General features: G+C 39.5%; 16 protein-coding genes and 3 pseudogenes. 2 read left to right on the top strand and 17 right to left on the bottom strand.

Annotated elements, in window-relative coordinates:
* Positions 1-263 precede the first annotated feature (263 nt).
* Positions 264-1,310 carry an NADP(H)-dependent aldo-keto reductase gene (locus A379_RS00215; protein ID WP_040724815.1) on the top strand — a complete coding sequence of 349 codons (1,047 nt, stop codon included), beginning with the start codon at positions 264-266 and terminating at the stop codon, positions 1,308-1,310.
* 144 nt (positions 1,311-1,454) lie between these two features.
* Here A379_RS00215 and A379_RS00210 read toward each other — a convergent pair whose 3' ends face one another.
* From A379_RS00210 to A379_RS00155, 13 genes and pseudogenes are all read right to left on the bottom strand, one after another.
* Entirely contained in the window at positions 1,455-2,549 is a 1,095-nt protein-coding gene (locus A379_RS00210; protein WP_040724813.1) for a PQQ-dependent sugar dehydrogenase, read from the bottom strand.
* Between the two features lie 124 nt (positions 2,550-2,673).
* Positions 2,674-3,306, bottom strand: coding sequence for a DNA-J related domain-containing protein (locus A379_RS00205; protein ID WP_040724812.1), 633 nt, complete (start codon positions 3,304-3,306; stop codon positions 2,674-2,676).
* Positions 3,307-3,512: 206 nt separating this feature from the next.
* Complete coding sequence (locus tag A379_RS00200; protein WP_051144817.1) at positions 3,513-4,001, bottom strand: GGDEF domain-containing protein; 489 nt, start codon at positions 3,999-4,001, stop codon at positions 3,513-3,515.
* Positions 4,002-4,142: 141 nt separating this feature from the next.
* Positions 4,143-4,436 (bottom strand): annotated as a pseudogene (locus tag A379_RS00195) (PAS domain-containing protein); the annotation flags it as partial.
* A gap of 341 nt (positions 4,437-4,777) precedes the next feature.
* A complete protein-coding gene (locus A379_RS13195) occupies positions 4,778-4,906 on the bottom strand; it encodes a hypothetical protein (RefSeq protein ID WP_255325062.1) in 129 nt (42 codons plus the stop codon).
* A 247-nt stretch (positions 4,907-5,153) separates the two neighbouring features.
* Positions 5,154-5,364 (bottom strand): annotated as a pseudogene (locus tag A379_RS00190) (DUF3820 family protein).
* A gap of 363 nt (positions 5,365-5,727) precedes the next feature.
* Positions 5,728-6,000 (bottom strand): addiction module antidote protein, encoded by a 273-nt coding sequence (locus A379_RS00185; RefSeq protein WP_040724808.1) that lies wholly within the window; start codon positions 5,998-6,000, stop codon positions 5,728-5,730.
* Positions 5,987-6,292 (bottom strand): type II toxin-antitoxin system RelE/ParE family toxin, encoded by a 306-nt coding sequence (locus A379_RS00180; RefSeq protein ID WP_040724806.1) that lies wholly within the window; start codon positions 6,290-6,292, stop codon positions 5,987-5,989. Before A379_RS00180 ends, A379_RS00185 begins: the two co-directional genes overlap by 14 nt.
* 277 nt (positions 6,293-6,569) lie before the next feature.
* The gene (locus tag A379_RS00175; RefSeq protein WP_040724805.1) at positions 6,570-8,273 is read right to left on the bottom strand and encodes a hypothetical protein; all 1,704 of its coding nucleotides are present in this window, start codon (positions 8,271-8,273) and stop codon (positions 6,570-6,572) included.
* Between the two features lie 299 nt (positions 8,274-8,572).
* On the bottom strand, positions 8,573-10,345 hold the full coding sequence (gene lpdA, locus A379_RS00170; RefSeq protein WP_040724802.1) for a dihydrolipoyl dehydrogenase: 1,773 nt from the start codon (positions 10,343-10,345) through the stop codon (positions 8,573-8,575).
* 12 nt (positions 10,346-10,357) lie between these two features.
* Complete coding sequence (gene aceF / locus A379_RS00165; protein ID WP_040724799.1) at positions 10,358-11,701, bottom strand: dihydrolipoyllysine-residue acetyltransferase; 1,344 nt, start codon at positions 11,699-11,701, stop codon at positions 10,358-10,360.
* Positions 11,702-11,850: 149 nt separating this feature from the next.
* Complete coding sequence (gene aceE, locus A379_RS00160; protein ID WP_040724798.1) at positions 11,851-14,511, bottom strand: pyruvate dehydrogenase (acetyl-transferring), homodimeric type; 2,661 nt, start codon at positions 14,509-14,511, stop codon at positions 11,851-11,853.
* A gap of 495 nt (positions 14,512-15,006) precedes the next feature.
* Positions 15,007-15,498, bottom strand: a complete 492-nt coding sequence (locus A379_RS00155) for an RNA pyrophosphohydrolase (protein WP_040724796.1) — start codon at positions 15,496-15,498, stop codon at positions 15,007-15,009.
* A gap of 206 nt (positions 15,499-15,704) precedes the next feature.
* On the opposite strand from A379_RS00155, the gene A379_RS00150 reads away from it, so the two are divergent.
* On the top strand, positions 15,705-16,358 hold the full coding sequence (locus A379_RS00150) for an HAD family phosphatase (protein ID WP_040724794.1): 654 nt from the start codon (positions 15,705-15,707) through the stop codon (positions 16,356-16,358).
* 106 nt (positions 16,359-16,464) lie between these two features.
* Here A379_RS00150 and A379_RS00145 read toward each other — a convergent pair.
* The 4 genes and pseudogenes from A379_RS00145 to A379_RS00130 all read right to left on the bottom strand — a co-directional run.
* A pseudogene (locus tag A379_RS00145) lies at positions 16,465-16,764 on the bottom strand (flavodoxin domain-containing protein); the annotation flags it as partial.
* A gap of 285 nt (positions 16,765-17,049) precedes the next feature.
* Entirely contained in the window at positions 17,050-19,038 is a 1,989-nt protein-coding gene (locus A379_RS00140; protein WP_157832325.1) for a TonB-dependent receptor plug domain-containing protein, read from the bottom strand.
* A gap of 258 nt (positions 19,039-19,296) precedes the next feature.
* Positions 19,297-19,689 (bottom strand): hypothetical protein, encoded by a 393-nt coding sequence (locus A379_RS00135; RefSeq protein WP_040724791.1) that lies wholly within the window; start codon positions 19,687-19,689, stop codon positions 19,297-19,299.
* 285 nt (positions 19,690-19,974) lie between these two features.
* Positions 19,975-20,490 (bottom strand): flavodoxin, encoded by a 516-nt coding sequence (locus A379_RS00130; RefSeq protein WP_040724788.1) that lies wholly within the window; start codon positions 20,488-20,490, stop codon positions 19,975-19,977.
* Between the last annotated feature and the right edge of the window lie 437 nt (positions 20,491-20,927).

Below are 20,927 nucleotides of genomic sequence, written 5' to 3'. Positions count from 1 at the left end.
ATCCTAAACAACATTTAGTTACCAACACTTCGTTACCAATAAACTGAATCCTGCAAAAAAATAATAACTGGGTTTCTAAACCAACAAGATTAATCAATGAACTCAAATTAAAAATTAAATCAATGAAAAGAAGAGCGAACTAGCTGCTAATTGCTCTGGAGGTTCTGTTTTGTTGAGTCTTTTTCTTCTGAATGAATCACGTTTTATAATATTATAGAGTGTCGTAATACAATCAAAATTCAAACGGCTTTCAAAGGGGCAATATGCAATACAGTCATTTAGGAAATACTTCGATCAAAGTGAGTAAAATCTGTTTAGGCACCATGACTTGGGGTCAACAAAACACTCAAGCAGAAGCCTTTAAACAGATGGATTTTGCTTTAGGTCAAGGCGTTAACTTTTGGGACACAGCAGAGCTCTACTCCGTACCACCCAAAGCCGAAACCTATGGAGCAACGGAACGTATTATCGGCAACTGGCTTGCCGCAACTGGACGCCGAGATGAAATTGTACTGGCTTCTAAAATTGCAGGCCCAGGTGAATTTGTTGAGCATATTCGTGATGGCAAAACGCGCTTTAATCAATTGACTATTGAAACAGCCCTAAATCAATCACTCACACGCCTTCAAACCGACTACCTTGATCTTTACCAACTGCATTGGCCTGAACGCCCAACCAACTATTTTGGTCAACTCGGTTTTGAACACCCTAAAAACTCACCAGAAGATTTAACGCCAATCGCGGAGACCTTAGAGGCGCTTTCAAAACAAGTGAAAGCGGGTAAAATTCGTAGCATTGGTTTATCAAATGAGACAGCGTGGGCTACCATGAAGTTTATCCAAGTCGCTAAAGAGCTTGGGCTGGAGAAGATTGTTTCAGTACAAAACCCGTACAATCTTTTAAACCGCAGTTATGAAGTTGGATTGGCTGAAATTGCTCACCAAGAAAATGTTGGCTTACTAGCCTACTCGCCTTTGGCTTTTGGTGTATTAAGCGGAAAGTACCTGAATAATCAATGGCCTGAAGAGGCACGCATCACTCTCTTTCCTCGTTTTGATCGCTACCAAAACCCACAAGCGCAAGCAGCCACTCAAGCTTATTATGATTTAGCTCAAAAGCATGAGCTGTCTTTAACCCAAATGGCACTGAGTTATGTCAACACACGTCCATTTGTCACCAGCAATATCATTGGTGCCACGACAATGTCACAACTCAAAGAGAACATCGACTCCATTCACACCAAATTAAACGATGAACTGCTTACAGAGCTGGAACAAATTCACCAAAAATACACCTACCCTTCGCCTTAACTAGCAAATAAAGTTACAGGGATGTGTTGTTAGTAAAACCCATCCCTTTCAACCATGCCTGAATTTTCTCAAAGCCAAGGCTGTTTGCCGTTTTTCTATTTCAGTAAGGCGCATTCAGTTATTCAATACAAAACTTAAAACCGATTATTGAGCGCTCAGCCTATAAATCACGCCATTATCCGTTGCCACATAGATTCGCCCTTGTTTATCTTGAGTTAAACTTCTTACGCGTTGTTCCAAGGCTTGTAAATAACGATTTTCGGCAATGGCTTTGCCATTTTTATCCAATACCACTTGATTGAGATGGCGTAATACCAAAGCCCCTGCAAATAGACTCCCTTGCCATGTGCGGAATTCATTTCCCTGATACACAATCAAACCACTAGGTGCAATAGACGGGATATAGACTTTGACTGGTTCAATCACCCCTTCTTGATGGCGCTCGCCCACAGGCCTACCTGAAAAATACTCTTTACCTTGCGAGACGATTGGCCATCCGTAATTTTGACCTTTCTCTATAAGGTTGATTTCATCTCCACCACGCGGGCCATGTTCTATCTCCCATAAACGATTGGTTTTACCGTCAAACACTAACCCTTGCGGATTACGATGACCATAACTCCAAATCTCATCCAATGCATTAGCATCGCCCACAAACGGGTTGTCTTTGGGGACAGAGCCATCCTGGTTTAATCGAATAATGGTACCCGCATGATTGCTTAAATCTTGGGCATTTCCTCTGTTACCGCGATCTCCTACACTGAAAAAAACATGGTCTTGGTCATCAAACGCAATTCGGCTACCAAAGTGAATGTCTTTAAAACTTTCGGATTGAGTAACCATTAAATCTTGCCAGTTTAGTAAGTTATTGCCTGCTAGCTTTGCACGAGCCAAAGTGGTCACTGCCGAAGTAACGGTTGGTTTGCTATAGGTAAAATAAATCCAACCTATTTGGGCATAATTGGGCGCCGCTTTTACATCTAACAAACCGCCCTGGTTTTCATTATGAACTTCTGGCAAGCCTTTTAACCAAGTGACCTGGCCTGTCTGAATATTAAGCAAACCTGCTTGCCCACTTCGTTGGGTAAAAATCAGATTTGTCTCATCCAAAAAATCCATGCCCCAGACAATCCCTAAATCCTCTGCAAGCGGTTTAATCACAAACGGTTTTTCACTCGCATTTACAGGCAACAAGATTGTGGTAAAAAGCATCAATAACAGAGTTCTTAAAATAATCATAACCATACCTTTAACTTGTTAAGTATTTCATCCAGTCTAAAATAATGAGTGGCCGAGTAAAAAACGGTTTTAAGCGTTTTTTAAATGGCTTGAACGAATCAGAACAACTCGCCAGGATCCGCTTTTAATTTAACCCCTGAAGCAAAATCTCTTTAGCATCGCAAATCTGCCTAAAAACCTGAGCATCCCCACCCTTATCAGGATGGTGTTGCTGACACAAGTTACGAAACTGTAATTTCACACTCTGCCTAGATACAATCTGATTTTCCAAACCAAGAGTTTGCTGGGCTTGCAATCTGGCCCCCTCATTAATGGGGTAAATAGGATGGCTGGCCATCTTTTTCCAAAAATCATCCAATAAGCCCAGTACATCCTCTTCTTGTGTGTTTAAAAATTCACGGTAATCCAGATAATAAGCTTTGACGGGGTCATCTTTATGCACCTCTTGTGGCGTTCTCTCGACAGACTTCGGAGAAAATGCCATTTCCTGTAAATGAATATCTGTCGTATGGATGCTAAGCCAACCACGACTTTCAAAAAACCACTGGTCTTGTATACGATAAAGTAGGTGAAAGAGTAAAAAATGGGCACGAAATAGCGTTAATGGATCCAAGTCAGGTTTAAAGTCAGATAAACCTTGTTCAGATAAATATCGCAAGAGTTCATATTCACTGATGCTCTGCCGTGTTTTTAAAAGTTCCCATAACAGAGCTTCAAAACGCTCTGGCAACGGTGGCAATTCAGGAATATCGCTCATACTGTCAGTCTCGATCCTCTCTTATTTTTAGTGTGTTAGTCATCCATAAAAGGGGTTAGCTCCACTGCTGTCCCACTTAGCAGAAATGAAAAAGCCTGAGAACCGAAAACAAAAAACCTGCATTTTTAGGCGCAGGTTTTATTCAAGCATAAAATAGAAATAATCACTATTTTAAATTCACATTAAAGAATCTATTGATTACAACCTTATTCTAACGTGAAATTGTCTTTGCCTTTATCTTTCGAACCATACAAAGCTTTATCCGCACGTTGAATGATTGAATCTACATTATCTGATTCTGGGTAAACGGCACCACCAATACTCAAGGTTAAAAGTCCAATCTTTTCAAACTTATGTTGTTTTATATGATTCTGAAGGGTCTTTGCCAAGTGTAAAATGGTTTCTTTAGAGGCTTTGGGCACAATAATCAAAAACTCATCCCCTCCCCATCTACCAGCAATATCTGTTTGGCGGATCGAGCGCTTCAAAACATCGGCAAATTCCTTTAAAACTCTGTCGCCAAATACGTGACCTAAAGAGTCATTAATAACCTTAAAATTATCAACATCTATTAAAATCAAACCAAAGCAATTACCGTAACGTTTGGCAAAATTAACCTCCTTAGTTAACTCATTGTCTAACTTATGGCGGTTGTAAAGCATAGTCAACTTATCGTAGATTGAGATTTTCTCCATTTTTTGGAGTGCCTCTTCAAGCTCTTTAGTTCTGGCCTTTACTGTTTCCTCAAGCTTTTCATTAGTCAGTTTTAATTGCTCTTCTATACGTTTGAGTCGAGTAAACTCACGCGAAATACCAAAAATGCGTTGTGCTCCAGTTTATTCATCAATAATGGGAAGAATCATTGTTTCCCAATAGCGTGCTTCACCAGAGTCATCAAGAACATGAGTTTCCGCATAATGAACAGGGGCGTTGTTTTGTAAACAGTCGTTATAACGTTGCGCAATTTTTTGAAAAGCTTCTACTGGAAGCAGTGTTTTTAAGGAGGCACCTGATGCCTGTTGAGGAGTCATTTTAAAAAGCTTTACCAAAGCAGGATTGCTACGTTCGGTAATAAAATCCCCATCCTCTGTTTTCAAGACGATGAACAGATTATCTTCAGAATTGTTCCAAACGGCTTTAAATACCTAAGTTCATCAGCACTTGAAACCGTTTTATTTTCATTAATCTGCGTAGTCATCAACTCGCTTTTTTTATAAATGGTTTTTATTAACGATGCCAATCAGCCTGAACAGCGATAAATGACAAAAAATAATCTTTATGATAAAACAAAGCAACCCCTGATAAAAATGATTTTACAGTCAGAAAATAATGAGTATCAAATCCTTTACAGGGCAACCAGGCCTGGTAGGTTTTTGAAAGAATCGTTAGGTAAATTCAATTCCAAATAAAAAAGCCGAGTTACCTCAAAAAGATAACTCGGCTTTTCTATAAGCATTATTTAAATAGTCAACTAAGCCGTTGCTATTGGCAATACAATTTCACTAATCAATGTAATTGGAGCCAGTAAAAGTAATGCCCCGATAAGACCATATTTTAGCCATGAAGCCGTTTTAACTTTGTTTTGAGTTTGATTAGACATGTTTTCACCTATTATTATTTCGGGCAAAATCATATAACATTTTCCTATCAGTCAAAATCAAATTATTTTATCACTGGGCAAAAACTACCTATACATTAGATTATCAACTTTTGTTTCTTTTCAGACATAAAAAACCGCTTAACAAAAAGGCTAAACGTTTTTTGAAAACTACCTGGCCTGGCATATCCTGCGGCCAATATGCTTTGCAGATATAGGGTTATTTAAAAACTCAATTCTCTCATAAAACTCACTCTCTTAAAGGGTCAAGTAGTGACTTTAAACCATTATGATCCAACTCCTGCATTAGAAGCCAATAACTGCCCTAAATTACCAGGCGGAAAACCCTTTCTAGCAAACCAATTAAGGTAATTGCCTGGCAAATCAGCGATAATTCGACCCTTGTATTTACCGTAAGGCATCGTGACTTCAACAAGTTTCTTTAAGTTCTCTGGATTCATAAATTAATGTATTTAGATAAGGGTTTATTAAGCATTTTGACCATTAGTATACAGATGTGTATTTCAGTAGAGTTTAAGATTAACAACCTACCTCACATATTTTAAAAACAATTCTACCAGGCCTGCTATCACTGAAACCAACGAAAACTTAATAACTACAAAATTAAAAAGATAACTTATCCACAAAAAACGGCTTTGACCCCTTTTTTATTAAAGGACTCTGCCCCCTTTAATCAAAAAATCAAGCATTGCCAAAATCATAAAACCCGCTTAACAAAACTTGCTAAGCGTGTTCTTTTTATAAACTACCACACCCCGAAAGGGGGTATAAAGGCCTGGTTACTTTAAACTGTATCCCATCTTTTAAACCAACCTAAAGTTTAACCCTAAAGCGTGTATGACCTTATAAACCGTTTCAAAACGCGGGTGTTTACCAGCACCAAAAGACTTGTATAAACTCTGATAACCCAGGCCTGTCTTTTCTGATATTTCTTTCATGCCTTTAGAACGGCTTACGATCGCCAAAGCATCAATAAAAAACTCTGGATCATTCTCATCTAACGCCGCTTGTAAATACTGCTTAACGTCCTCTTCTGTTGCTAAATAGTCAGAGACATTCAATTCAGTTGTTTTCATTTATCCAGCCTTTTACTTTTTCAATATCTTTTGCTTGGGTTGATTTATTCCCTGTTAGGTAGAGTAAAACCACATCATGTGCCTGTTGTTGATAATAAACTCGCCACCCCTTGCCAACATCAATACGCAACTCATACAGATTGCCTTCAATATTTTTAAAGTCACCTCGATTACCTAACTCCAAACGCCGTAACCGAGTTAAGATTTTAGCTTTTGCCTGTGGATCTTTAACGCGCCGAAAGCTATCATCAAAAGGACATAACTCACCTAACCAAAATTTTCTAACTTTCATTGTACCATTTTTTATCCATCTGGATAATACCAAAGAACTGACATAAAAATCTAGTTTACCAAACCCTAATCAAGATTGAGTAAAAATACGTAATTAGTAGAGTTTAAATATAAAAAAACCGCTTAACAAAAATGCTAAACGGTTTTAACAATTTAACCAGGCCTGGTAACTTTTAATTGGGGTCAGAATTAAGTTATTTCTAATTCACTATGTTTTTCAACAGCTTGAAAATTTAATTTTACTCTGACCCCAATTGTTTGACCCCAATTATTCTTTTTTAGTCACAAGTATTCCTTAATATACTAATCACCTGTGTATGTTGTTCTCTAACAAACAGCGCATAATGTTTGAGCGAAAATTGTTCTGTATGTAGTTTTTTAATCAACTTATCAGCGAGTATCTTATTATTACGGATATTCAAGAGTGCCCATGCAATAAAAATAACCCGCGCTTCTTGACCGTGATATGTTTGCAAACTGGTGACCCATTCAATCAGATTATCCAACGCGCTTTCTACAGACTCACGAAATACTCTAACCATCATCGCATGCTCATTTTGGCAGCTGGCTTGCGTGGTGGAAGTAATGGCCAAATCTACAAGGACAATCTGCTCTTCTACCGTATCATGGACATTTTCAACGTCTTGCCATAAATCAATCACACGATTTTGCAACTTTACAATTTCTTTTAATGCCAGTTCTAGAACAGCTAAATCCAATTCAAAGGCAATCGAAGATATTATCAGTCGTTCCTTTGCTTTTAGCCAATTCACCTTATCAATCGGCAACGCCGTATTTATTTTCCCAATCATCTGATCAATAAACGGTAGCCATTGTTTGGACTGAACAGTCAACCACATATAATCATCCAACCATCGTTGGTTACCAATGTTTTTTGCAATTTGCGCATTCAACACATGCGTCAGCTCTCGATGGATTAATAATTTCTTACCAAGATCAAGCTTTCCTTCTTCAAGATTGACTTTGAGCTTAGGCATAAAACTGTCATAGCTTTTATTAAATGCTTTGCCATCATTTAAACGCATGCGTAACTCACTTAATCGAAAAACAAATACATCTTCCTCACTTTGTGGAGGAAACTTTGTCTGTATGGCATAAGCCTTGTCTATCCAAGCTTGACACTCTGCCTCCCTGCCTGCATGGAGCAAATCATTAGAATACTCAATCCATTGTTCACGATTGTTTTTATCCAGAAATTTTTCATACTCTAAAATTAAGCACTCAGATTTATCTAATAAACCTTGACGAGCATAGTTCAGCAATAAATTATGAACAATTACTGAAAAAAACTCTGGCTCTATTTTTTGTTTAAATAATCTATAAGATTTTTCATACTCAACTTGTGCAAAATCCAGTTGATGTAAAAAGGTATAAATGCGACCGCGGTTATTGTATATTTGCATACGTAATCTTGGTTTTTCAACCGATTCTAAAAGAACTTCTAGACGGGATAAGGCCTGATCATATAGTTGAGCACTTTCCAATTTCCTAACCAACAAAAAATCCAAATTCACACGAACCCGGTCAGAAAGATTACCAGAATGTACAGCTAACTCTTCGGCTAATGCATAAGCTCGTTGATGATTACCTACTTCAAATAAGAACCAAGCCAAATCTAACTGCGCCTGATGCTTTTCCCAAGGGAAAACAGCCAGCCTATTAAGTCGCTGATAAATTTGATAAGCATCTGAAAATAAACCATGTTTGATTAATGAATTTGCATTGAGAATTTTTTTACGCCGAAAAGAACTATGTCCTGGCCACAGCTTCCAAACAAATAAAGTCACCGCTAATAAAGCAAAAAACCACACATAATCAAATGCCCACGCAACCCCTGATTCCAAAAGCCACCAAGAGAACAATGTTAAAAATGACAAAATCAACAATATTAGTACTCGTGAATGCCTTAAAACATCACGAAAGGTATAAATCTTTTGTAAGTTCTTTAAATTTTCAAGCATAAAACTTATAACCTATGAATACTTAAGCGTAGAGCAATGATAATACATTTTAAATACATAAATTTTCCATTAACCTAAAAAATACGTAATAAAACCAATAAAAAACCCGCTAAAAAGCGGGTTCTTTAAGTGTTCAAACCTACCAGGCCTGGTAAATTTAGAAATCAATTACTACTTTGCCAGCAACAAAATCGTTGCGAGATAAAACTTGTCAGTTCAAGGCTTGAAAATGTTGAGCATACTATAAGTATGTGATCATTTTCATAACGCAGAAATGGCACGTTTTAGCCGCAACCCAATTACTTTTTACGCTTAGGAGGCATTAGATCGGTAATCGTCCCCTCCGCCATCTCAGCCGCAAAACAAAGCGTTTCACTTAGAGTAGGATGCGGATGAATCGTCAATCCAATATCTTGCATATCTGCACCCATCTCAATTGCTAGCATCGCTTCTGCAATCAGCTCACCTGCGTTTGGCCCGACCATTCCACAACCGAGTAAACGGTGTGTTTTGGCACAGAACATGGCTTTGGTTAGACCTTCGTCACGCCCTAGGCTTAAGCTACGACCTGAAGCCGCCCAAGGGAAGGCGCCTTTTTCGTATTCAATGCCTTCGGCTTTAAGTTCTTCTTCAGTTTTACCTGCCCAAGCCACTTCTGGGTCGGTATAGGCCACCGATGGTATAGACATTGGTGTAAAGGCGCTTGGCATTCCGCAAATGACTTCAGCGGCGACTTTACCTTCGTGTACGGCTTTGTGAGCTAGCATTGGCTGGCCTACAATATCACCGATTGCGTAGATATTGCTTACATTGGTTTCTTGACGTTCGTTAACGTCAATAAAGCCCCAATCGTTTACGGCAACCCCAGCTTTGTCTGCATCAATCAGCTTACCATTTGCGGCACGGCCTACGGCAACTAATACACGGTCAAATAGGTCGGTTTCTGGGCAGCCTTTACCTTCAAACGTAACTAATAAGCCTTCTGGCTTGGCTTCGACATTGGTGACTTTTGATTTTAGAAATACGTTTTCGTATTGCTTTTTAATCTTTTTAAGCAGTGGTTTAGAAATGTCTTTATCCGCACCTGGGATAATGGTATCTCCAAGCTCAACCACCGTGATTTTTGACCCTAAAGAGTCATAAACCTGCGCCATTTCTAGACCGATGATTCCGCCACCAATAACCAATAGACGTTTTGGAATTTCTTCTAAAGCTAAGGCATCGGTTGAATCCATAACACGTGGGTCATCATGTGGAATAAATGGTAATTTGATAACACGTGAACCCGCGGCAATAATCGCTTTTTCAAACGCAATGGTCTTAATAGACCCATCGTCTGCTTCTACCGAAACCGTATTACCTGATGTGAATTTACCGTAACCGGTGACGACTTCTACTTTACGGGCTTTTGCCAGGCCTGATAAACCGCCTGTTAGTTTATTGATAACCCCGTCTTTAAAAGCACGAATCTTATCAATATCAATTTGAGGTTCGGCAAAAGTAATGCCGTGTGCGCTCATTTCTTTGGTTTCATTTAACACCACAGACATGTGCAATAAGGCTTTTGATGGAATACAACCGACGTTTAGGCAAACACCACCGATATTGCTGTAACGCTCAACCATCACCACTTTTTTACCCAGGTCAGCCGCACGGAATGCCGCTGTGTAGCCACCAGGGCCTGAACCTAGAACCAAGACTTCACACTGAATATCTGCAGGAGGTAAATCACTGGCAGCAACCGCTTGAGGCGCAGGCGTTTCAGTTTTTGGTGCTTCTGGCTCAGCAGGCGCTACACTTTCTTCTACATTCGCTAAAACGGTGTTATGGTCGGCAATTTCAATGGTTCCTAGAATTGAACCCTCTTTGACTTTGTCGCCCACCTCTGCTGAGAAAGAAACAATCTTACCTGCGAATGGCGCAGGGATTTCCATCGTGGCTTTATCTGATTCTAAAGTCACTAAAGAGTCATCTTGAGCGACTTCTTCACCCGCTGAAACCAATACTTCAATAATATCGACTTCGGCGAAATCGCCGATGTCTGGAACAACGATGTCTATAATTTTACTCATCTTAAGCTCCTATTAAAGAATCAGCTGACGTAGGTCAGACAGGTAGTTGCCAACCGCAGTGGTGAAACGAACGCCTTCCGCACCGTCAATAGCACGGTGATCGTAAGAGACGCTGAATGGCATGATTAAGCGTGGAATGAATTCTGAACCGTTCCAAACTGGCTGCATTTTGGCTTTAGATAGCCCCATAATCGCCACTTCTGGTGCGTTTACGATTGGTGTGAACTGAGTACCACCAATACCACCTAAACTAGAGATGGTGAACGTGCCACCTGCCATATCGGCTGGCCCTAACTTACCATCACGTGCTTTAGCAGAGATTTCCATTAGGTCACGAGAAAGTTCGTAAATGCCTTTTTTATCAACGTCTTTCACCACTGGAACCATTAGGCCATTTGGTGTATCTACTGCAATACCGATATTGTAGTAAGATTTTTTGATGATGGATTGGCCATCCGAAGACAGTGAAGCGTTAAAGCTTGGGAAGTCTTGTAACGCTTTAACCACGGCTTTCATTACGAAAACCAGTGGTGTTAATTTAACACCCTGCTTCTCGGCAGCGGCTTTTTGATCTTTACGGAACTGATCCATCTCGGTAATGTCAGACTCATCAAACTGAGTGACGTGAGGTACGTTTAACCAGCTTGCATGTAGGAACTTACCAGAGATTTTCTTGATTCTGCCAAGTTCTTCAGTTGTGGTTTCACCAAACTTACTGAAATCGACTTCTGGAATTGGCGGAATACCTGTACCACTCATAGCCGCTTGACCAGGTGCCGCTGTTTGGCCACTCATTACCGCTTTAATTGCGGCTTCAACGTCTGTTTGCTGAATACGACCTTTTGGCCCTGAACCAGCAACATTAGTTAAATCAACACCTAAAGTACGAGCAAATGCACGTACTGATGGTGAGGCGTGAGATTTTGACCCCATGTCTTGAGCATTAACTGGCTTATTAGCCGCTGCTGCCACAATGGGAGAGGTTTCAACGGTAGCGTGCGTGATGGTGGTCGCTTTATGATTTTCAGCGGCTTTAGGTGCTTCTTTAGGAGCTTCGGCTACCAGGGCAGGTTTTTCTTCTGCTTTCGCGGCTTCAGGTTTTTCTGCCGCTGCATCATCAGAGACATCAATATCTAAAACGTAATCACCTTCTGAAACACTGCCACCTACTTCAACAGCAATTTTGGTTACTGTTCCTGCAAATGGCGATGGAATTTCCATCGTCGCTTTATCAGATTCTAAAGTTAATAATGAGTCATCAACGGCAACGGTATCGCCTACTGAGACTAAGACTTCAATGATTTCAACTGCGTCAAAATCACCAATATCTGGAATCGTAATTTGTTGTATCGCCATGTCAAAGTTTCCTTTGTATGGAGGCCTTAGTATTTATGTTCTTTGCTAAGGTCTCAAAAATTCGGTATTCGGGTGTTTGTAATCTGTTTTATTCAAAAAAACACCCTAATGAAAAAAGCCGCTAGACCAAAGCTAACGGCTTGCAACATTTAAGCGTGTACTGGGAAAGTTTTTTCGCTATCAATGCCGTACTTAGTAATGGCCTCTGCCACCACTTCTGGCTTGATTTTTCCAGCATCAGCTAACGCTTTAAGTGCTTCTACAACCACATACTGGCTGTTAACTTCGAAGAACTTACGTAGCTGTTCACGCGTATCAGAACGACCAAAGCCGTCTGTACCTAATACATAATAGTCACCAGGAACATATTGACGAATACGCTCTGGGTAGTCACGGATGTAATCCGTAGCCACAATGAATGGCCCTTCAGAACCTTGTAACTTTTCAGTGACAAACGGTACTTTAGGTGTTGAAGTTGGGTGCATTGTGTTCCAACGCGTTGCTTCAACTCCATCACGACGTAGCAAGTTGAAACTTGGTACACCCCAGATATCGGCAGCAACATTCCAGTCATTTTCAAGCATTTCTGCCGCTTGAATCACTTCACGGAAAATCGTACCTGAGCCCATTAACTGAACACGGTTTTTGTGTTTAGCGGTTGAGTCTTTAAATTTGTATAGACCTTTTAAGATGTCATCTTCAGACCCTTCTGGCATAGCAGGGTGTGAGTAGTTTTCGTTCATCGCAGTGATGTAATAGAAAACATCTTCTTTCTCATGGAACATACGCTTGATACCGTCACGAATAATAACAGCCATTTCAAAAGCGAATGTAGGGTCATAAGAAATACAGTTAGGAATGTGATCATACTGAATTAAGTTATGTCCATCTTGGTGCTGAAGACCTTCACCTTCAAGTGTAGTACGACCTGCTGTACCACCAATTAAGAAACCACGTGCACGTGAATCACCCGCTGCCCAAGCCAAGTCACCAATACGTTGGAAACCAAACATTGAGTAGTAGATATAGAAAGGAATCATGCTTACGCCGTAGTTTGCATAAGCTGTAGAGGCCGCAATCCAGTTAGCCATTGCACCCGCTTCGTTGATCCCTTCTTCAAATACTTGTCCGTTTGAAGACTCTTTGTACCACATCAACTGATCGTTATCCATTGGCTCATATAACTGGCCAGCTGGATCGTAAATACCGACTTGACGGAATAGACCTTCCATACCGAAAGTACGTGCTTCATCAGGGATGATTGGCACAACACGTGGTCCGATTGCCTTATCACGTAACAAAATAGATACGATACGCACAAACGCCATAGTGGTTGACATTTCACGGTCGCCAGTACCTTCAGTTAACATTTTGAAGGTTTCTAATGCTGGAACTGGAAGTGGTTCAGCGTTGTCTTGGCGAGTAGGTAATGAACCACCTAGAGCTTCACGACGCTCTCTCATATATTTCATCACATCAGAGTCTTCGTCTGGCACATAGAAAGGCACTTGTTTGGCTAAATCTTCATCTGAGAATGGAATCGCAAAACGGTCACGGAAGTATTTATACCCTTCGTAATCCAATTTTTTCTGTTGGTGAGCGGTGTTAGCCGATTCACCATATGGCCCCATTCCGTAACCTTTAACGGTCTTCGCTAAGATAACCGTTGGCTGCCCTTTAGTCTCTTCTGCACGTTTATAAGCGTTATAGATTTTACGAGGAGAGTGACCACCACGAGAAAGTTTGAAGATTTGGTCATCGGTCATATCGGCAACAAGTGCTGCGGTTTCTGGGTATTTACCAAAGAAGTGTTCACGAACGAAAGCACCGTCTTTAGCTTTGTAAGCCTGGTACTCACCATCAACCACTTCACCCATACGCTCAATCAGTTTTCCAGAGGTGTCTTTTTGTAAAAGACGATCCCAACCAGAACCCCAAATCACTTTAGTGACTGCCCAACCAGCACCACGGAACACACCTTCAAGTTCTTGAATAATGCTGTCGTTACCACGAACCGGGCCATCTAAACGCTGTAAGTTACAGTTAATAACAAATACAAGATTATCTAGCTTTTCACGTTTAGCAAGCTGTAACGCACCACGTGATTCTGGCTCATCCATTTCACCATCACCTAAGAACGCCCAAACCTTACGTCCGTCAGTCTTAGCTAAACCGCGTGCTTCCATATATTTCATAAAACGTGCTTGGTAAATTGCCATTAGCGGCCCAAGACCCATAGAAACCGTTGGGAACTGCCAGTAATCACTCATTAACCAAGGATGCGGATAAGAAGATAAACCATTACCATCGACTTCTTGACGGTAATTTCTAAGTTGTTCTTCATTTAAACGCCCTTCCATAAATGAACGTGCGTACATACCAGGCGCCGTGTGCCCCTGGAAGAAAATCATATCAGCACCTTTTTCGTGCTTAGGACCTTTGAAGAAGTGGTTCATACCTACTTCATATAAAGTACAGCTTGATGCATAAGAGGCAATGTGACCACCTACGCTGGTATTCTTGTTTGCGCCAGATACGATTGCCATCGCATTCCAACGTAACATTGCACGCATTTTTTGTTCAATGCCAACGTTACCTGGATAGTGTGCTTGTTCTTCTTCGGCAATGGTATTGCAATAAGGCGTATTTGCTGCGTACGGAATATCAATTCCATGCACACGCGCCTTTTCAATTAAAGTCGCAATAATGTGCTGTGCTTTATCTGATCCTTCAAAAGAAACTACCGCTTCTAAGGCGTCTAGCCATTCTTGAGTTTCTTGTGGATCCTGGTCAACGAAATTTTCGCTCATATGATGATTACCTCAATGGGTTGGATAATTTTTCTTCAGGTGCTGGGTAAGCCTGAAGGGGTTCGATACAACGTAGGTCATACAGTGTACCGCCAACAATTGTTACTTTGGGCTCCAGCTACTTAGTGTTCCAAAGCATTCTCTTAGTGGGCACTTCTTAAAGTTGCCCTTTTGTAAGTCGCCATGAACGAACGGCAAACAGGGTTAAAAAGAGACAAAAAATTTGGTGAATAATAACATTTTTTTAACAAAAATCACATTGTAACCCTTATTAGAAGGCCTAAAACAAGCTAAAGACATCATAAAAAGCTTATAAACTATTGAAAGCTAATCATTTATAGATAAAGGATATTTTCAACGACACATTTTCAGGCTTTTTCTATCATGATAAATATCAATAAGTTAACAACACAAAAAATCAGCTCAACAACAAATTTTAGACATAAAAAAACCACTCAGACTATTATCAATCTAAGTGGTTTAGATAAGATGAAATTACTTACGGTTTAACCAAAAGGTATTTATAGAATCTTCTAACTCGGTCAGAGCTTGGTGATAGACCGCTTGTTTAAAACTCACCACCTCTTGAACAGGTCGCCAATAGTCCACCCAATCCCAATCTTCAAACTCAGGGGTTTCATGGTGACTAAGATTAATGCGATCTGACTCGCCCTCTAATCCCAACATAAACCAAATCTGTTTTTGGCCAACACACACTGGCTGGCTGTAGTGGCGTATTAAATGTTTGGGCAAATCATAACTAATCCAATCTTGCGTTCTGCCTAAAACACGAACATCAGACGGGTCTAAACCTACCTCTTCTTTTAACTCTCTAAAGACGGCTTGTTGCGGAGTTTCGTTTTCACGAATCCCTCCTTGTGGAAACTGCCATGCATCTTGTTGTATGCGTTTTCCCCAAAACAGCTTGCCCTCTTTATTTACAATTATGATACCGACATTTGGCCGATATCCATCTGAATCTATCATGAGAACCTTAGCCTAAAATTTTTATTTATTTAATAGTGCCTAAAAATTGAGGTTTTTTCAATCCAAAATCACTGCTTTGTTCATATTTAATTACTATTTACGGTTTGCAATTACAATTTACAAGGGCTTAGCTTGTTTGTATAAACGCTTTAGATTACGATTAGCACCGCAAACATTCACATTAAAAAAGCAATATTGAGAAACTTATGGCACTGGCGATCTTTGATTTAGACAACACTTTAATAGCAAACGACAGCGACTTTCTTTGGGGAGAGTTTTTAGTACAAAGTGGCCATGTTGATGCCGAAGACTTTGCCAAACAAAATGCCCAATTTTATGAAGATTACAAAAGTGGAAACTTAGACATTTTTGCTTACCAACGTTTTGCTTTAAAACCATTGAGTGAGCAAAGCATGGAAACGCTAAACGAATGGCACGCGGAATTCATGAGAACCTTTATTGAGCCAATCATTCTGCCAAAGGCACAAGCTTTAGTTGATCAACATAAGGCAAAAGGTGATCGAGTCATAATCATTACCGCTACCAACACCTTTATTACCCGCAGAATTGGCTTACGTTATGGCATTGCTGAGTTGCTTGGTACTAATGGTGAAATCATCAATAATCGCTACACTGGTGAAGTTGATGGCATTCCTACCTTTCAAGAAGGAAAAGTCACACGTTTAAATGAATGGCTAAAGCGCGAACAAGAAACCCTGGATGGTAGCTTTTTCTACTCTGACTCTTTTAATGACCTGCCATTATTGGAAATAGTAGACAACCCAGTGGTAGTAGATGGTGATGAAAAACTGCAAGCGATTGCTAAAGAAAATGGCTGGCCATGTATCAGTTTAAGATAACCTGCCAGGCCTGGTAAATTAGAAAAACAAAAACACCGCTTAGATATTGTTCTAAACGGTGTTTTTTTAAGAAAGGCTAATCTTTTATTAGCTTGTGTATTAAAACTTAAATTCCAAACTCTCCTTTAATTTGGTCTACCCATTCATCAACACGGCCAGCGGTGAGTTCTGGTTGTTGGTCTTCGTCGATTCCTAAACCAACAAAGAACGCTTCGTCTTCGGTGATGGCTTTTGATTCATCAAACTCAAAACCGTCTGTTGAGGTATAACCTGCTGGGGTTGCGCCGCTTTCAATAGCGATATCGCGCATTAAACCCATGGCGTCTAAAAAATATTCTGAATAGTCCGCTTGGTCACCTAGACCAAAACAGGCAACTGTTTTACCTGTAAAGTCGATACCTTTGAAATCTTCCCAAAAGTCATCCCAGCTACTTTATTTTGATTGAGATAAGAGTAAAATTATTTTAAATATAATAAATAATATCAATAAGTTATTAATTTAATTTCACTCTGACTCCAATTATTGCAAACCAGTTTAATTGAATTTACCAGGCCTGGTAAAAGTAAAAATAATAAAAAAAACAACTAAAAAAAGATAACAAAAAAGCCACTTAGAAACAGTATCTAAGTGGCTATTATTTCAAACAATTTATAATTGTGTTTTAGCTAAGATTGCTTTATTTAAATAATTTTAAAAAAGCCATTCAACCCCTACACGTAAGTTACGTCCTGATTCCCAACTAGCGAGTTCACTGCCGTTATAGTAGGTACGAACCGTGGTATGTTCGGCATAACGTTCGTCGGTAATGTTTTCAAGTGCTAAAGTAATATGCAAATCATCTTTTGCAATGCTCGGTTGCCATAGAAGCTGAATATCTTGCACCAAATAACCCGGTTTTTCAGGGCTACCAGGTCGAACATCGGTAAGTTTATCTACCGCTGTTAAGGTATAACCAAGTGTTACGTTCGGTTTTACATCCCATGTTCCATCAAACACCCAACGATCACCTGTTGAAGCACCAACACGAGCTGAAGAACCCGTGGTATCACCAGGTAACCCTTCATAGTCACGGAATCTATTATGGCTGTAACTTAAACTGAGTAATAAATCACGAACACCCCAGTGGCCTCTTACTTCAACCCCTTTAGAAGTTACATCGCCATCGGCATTATAAAGACTGTCTGTAGCTGCAGAACCTTCGCCAGGGGTAATTAAATAATCTTTAATTACGTTGTCGTAAAAAGTAACGTCTACACCAATATGATCATTTTTGGTAAAGAAATTAACGTCATGCCAACGTGCACCCCATTCAGTTTGGTGCGCAGTTTCTGGTTTTAAACTGCCGTTTTTACCCAATTGAAAAGTTGTAGGATCGGCTGGATATTTACGAATCCAACCCGCTTGGTTAAGGCGACCACCTCTAATCGATTGACCGTAACCTGCAAATAAGGTTAGGTTCGTATCGCCTTTTAATAGATCCCATTCACCGCTAATATTGGGTGAAATTTCGGAGCCAGAATCATCATATTGATTATCGTATTTAGCTTGATAACTGTCTTGACGTAAACCTGCTGACAAACGTACCGCACCTAAATCGATACGGTCTTGAATGTAAACCCCTGTATTAGAACCGTGCTCTTTTAATAAAGGATTACCTTCTGTGTCATCTTGACCTTCAGTATAAAAATAATCGACACCATAGGTTAAGGCGTGTGTCATAGATTCTGTTTTAAATAACGAGGTGTTATGTAAATCACCACCATAACCTAAAGTTCGCCAGTCTGCATCTTTAGAATTAAAGACATGTTTTAAGCCTGTTTTTGAGTTATACATACTAAACTTTAAATCAATCTTATCTTGCCCTTCTGGACGATAACCGTAATTAAGGCTCTGTGAGCTATCATAAATACTTAGGTCCTCACCTGCCTTTGTCGTTCCATAGTTGGTTTCCCATGGAAAGTTAGCTCGTAAATCGCCACCATCATCTACACGATTTTGAACATTAAGACGTAAGCTATGTCCGTCCATATCTAATAGACTTGCTTTAATTTGATAGTCTTCATGCCAGCCCGCCGTAGAATCACGATCATCTCCTCCGCCTGCACGCATTGCATCATTACTGCTACGGCGTGTATGCACTAATAAACCAGCATGTTCACCCGCTTTACCATAAACGGTAGCCATGCCGCCAGTTAGATTACTTGAGCTTTCATAATTAGCGCCTATACGTGCGCCAACGGTTTGGCCTGGCTTTAACAAGTCTTGTGCATCTACGGTTTCAAACTTAACACTACCGCCCAAAGCACCAGGCCCGGCATCTGCCGCTGCTGGCCCTGGTTTAACCTCAACCTTTTTTAATAAAAAGGGATCGACATCAACACGACCTTGATGATGAAAGTTATTTGACCCTTGACGAACTCCATCAACCTGTACATTTAAGTGCAAGTCCTCAACACCACGCATAAATATTTTTTGACCATTTCTTGACCCCGTACCGACCTGTACCGATGGCTCTAGTTTAAAAATGTCTTGCAAATCTTGAGCTTGCGTTCGCTCTAAATATTCTGTATTGACTTCTCTATCAAAGGTATCTTGATTGACTTGACCTTCTATTTTGATGGTGTCTAACATGACAGCATCATGCTCTTCATGCGCGCTAACTTGTGTAGAAATTATCATCGGCGTCAATCCCAAAAAGACGGCACGATATAAAATGGAGTAATTCATGGTTAATTCTCTTCAACTTTATAAGTAGAGAGTTTTACACGAGATAAATGAACAGATAAAAATGATTAAAACTTGATGATTTGCTTTAATTTTATGCAGCTTATCTCTCGAGTAAAATTCTCAAATAATATTCAAGTCCAGCAAAACACACTCATCTTTTTGGTACTAACCAAAGACAAGGATTCGCTAAACGACTTTATAATTTGGATTTTAAATAGAAGAGAATACAGGAGGCGCGCGCCCCCAAAAATTAGGATAAAAGGCCGCTGAATAAACGGTAACTAAGAGAGGCGTTAAAAGAATGACGGCTGCAAGCCATAAAAATTCAACTATAAAAGAAAAAATAACAAAAGCAGAATGCGCGACCTCATCAAAAAGGTCACAAAAAAAGCCCCCTAGTTCAAAAGAATGCTCATTATGCAACTCTTCTTCAGCCTCAATATCATGAGAATGAGTATGGTTTTGGCTTTGATTATAGGCATTGACTAACAATTCGTGAGTTTCGTCTGCATGAAAAAAATGCACAGCACTATGCGACACAGATAAAACATTAACCGTGACAAGGCTTAAAACTAACGAAAAAACAAATGATTTTATTTTCATAAAAGAAATCATACCAAAGTTTTTTAATATGTATTAATAAAAATATCTTATATAATTACTAAACTTCACACCACCATATACTTTTAAACAATAGGTTGTGTAACAGCCTAAATTTATTACTATTTACCAAGTCGATTTTATATAAATTTAGCGAAGCCGTGATTTTCTTATAGATAGGTTAAATAATTTACAACACACATAAAAAAAGCCACTTAGGCAATATAGCTAAGTGGCTTTAGAGTAAAATAGAATTTAAACAAATAATTTAAATTTTAGATTTCAACTTTAAATACCAAACTCTTCTTTAATTTGGTCAACCCATTCATCAACACGGCCAGCAGTGTGCTCTGGTTGTTGGTCTTCATCGATTCCTAAACCAACAAAGAACGCTTCGTCTTCAGTAATGGCTTTTGATTCATCAAACTCAAAACCGTCTGTTGAGGTATAACCTGCTGGGGTTGCGCCATTTTCAATAGCGATATCGTGCATTAAACCCATGGCGTCTAAAAAATATTCTGAATAGTCCGCTTGGTCACCTAGACCAAAACAGGCAACTGTTTTACCTGTAAAGTCGATACCTTTAAAGTCTTCCCAAAAGTCATCCCAGCTACTTTGTAGTTCACCGTAGTACCAGGTTGGTTGCCCTAGAATAATATTGTCATACTGGGCAAAATCAGCAGCACTGGCTGTGGCGATATCGTGCACTTCACAAATATCTGCACCAATTTTGTCTTTAATCATGTCTGCAACACGTTCTGTATTACCTGTATCCGTTCCGTAGAATAGGCCAACTTTACTCATTTGATTACCCTTTTAAACATTTAATTTTTTAGTAGAATGTTATTTAAACTATTTAGTTACATTATTAAGAAAAGCTAACGTAAAGCAACGTAAAATCGTAAAAAGTTGAATATTTGTTGACGAAAGACAATTTAGACAAACTTTTGTTTATGCTCAATAACGACTACTTATAACCAGAATCGCATAATAGCACAGTGTCTATTATTTAAGAATTTACTTATTTTTATACAGAAACATGAATAAAACTAATCAAATAGACTGCTTTAAATGCCAGCATTTTTATATAACATGGGATGCCAATTCACCAAGAGGGTGTAAAGCGTTTGCGTTTAAAACAAGACGAATGCCAAGTGATGTGGTTTTAGAAACCTCTGGCGAACCTTGTTTAAAGTTTTGCCCTAAACAAGAAAACACCACACAACCAAAAAAGACTGGGT

It is taken from the genome of Thiomicrorhabdus sp. Kp2, from assembly GCF_000478585.1.
Lineage (GTDB): Bacteria > Pseudomonadota > Gammaproteobacteria > Thiomicrospirales > Thiomicrospiraceae > Thiomicrorhabdus.
The sequence above is the reverse complement of the archived record's forward strand: the minus strand, read 5'-3'. Positions and strand labels throughout refer to the sequence as shown.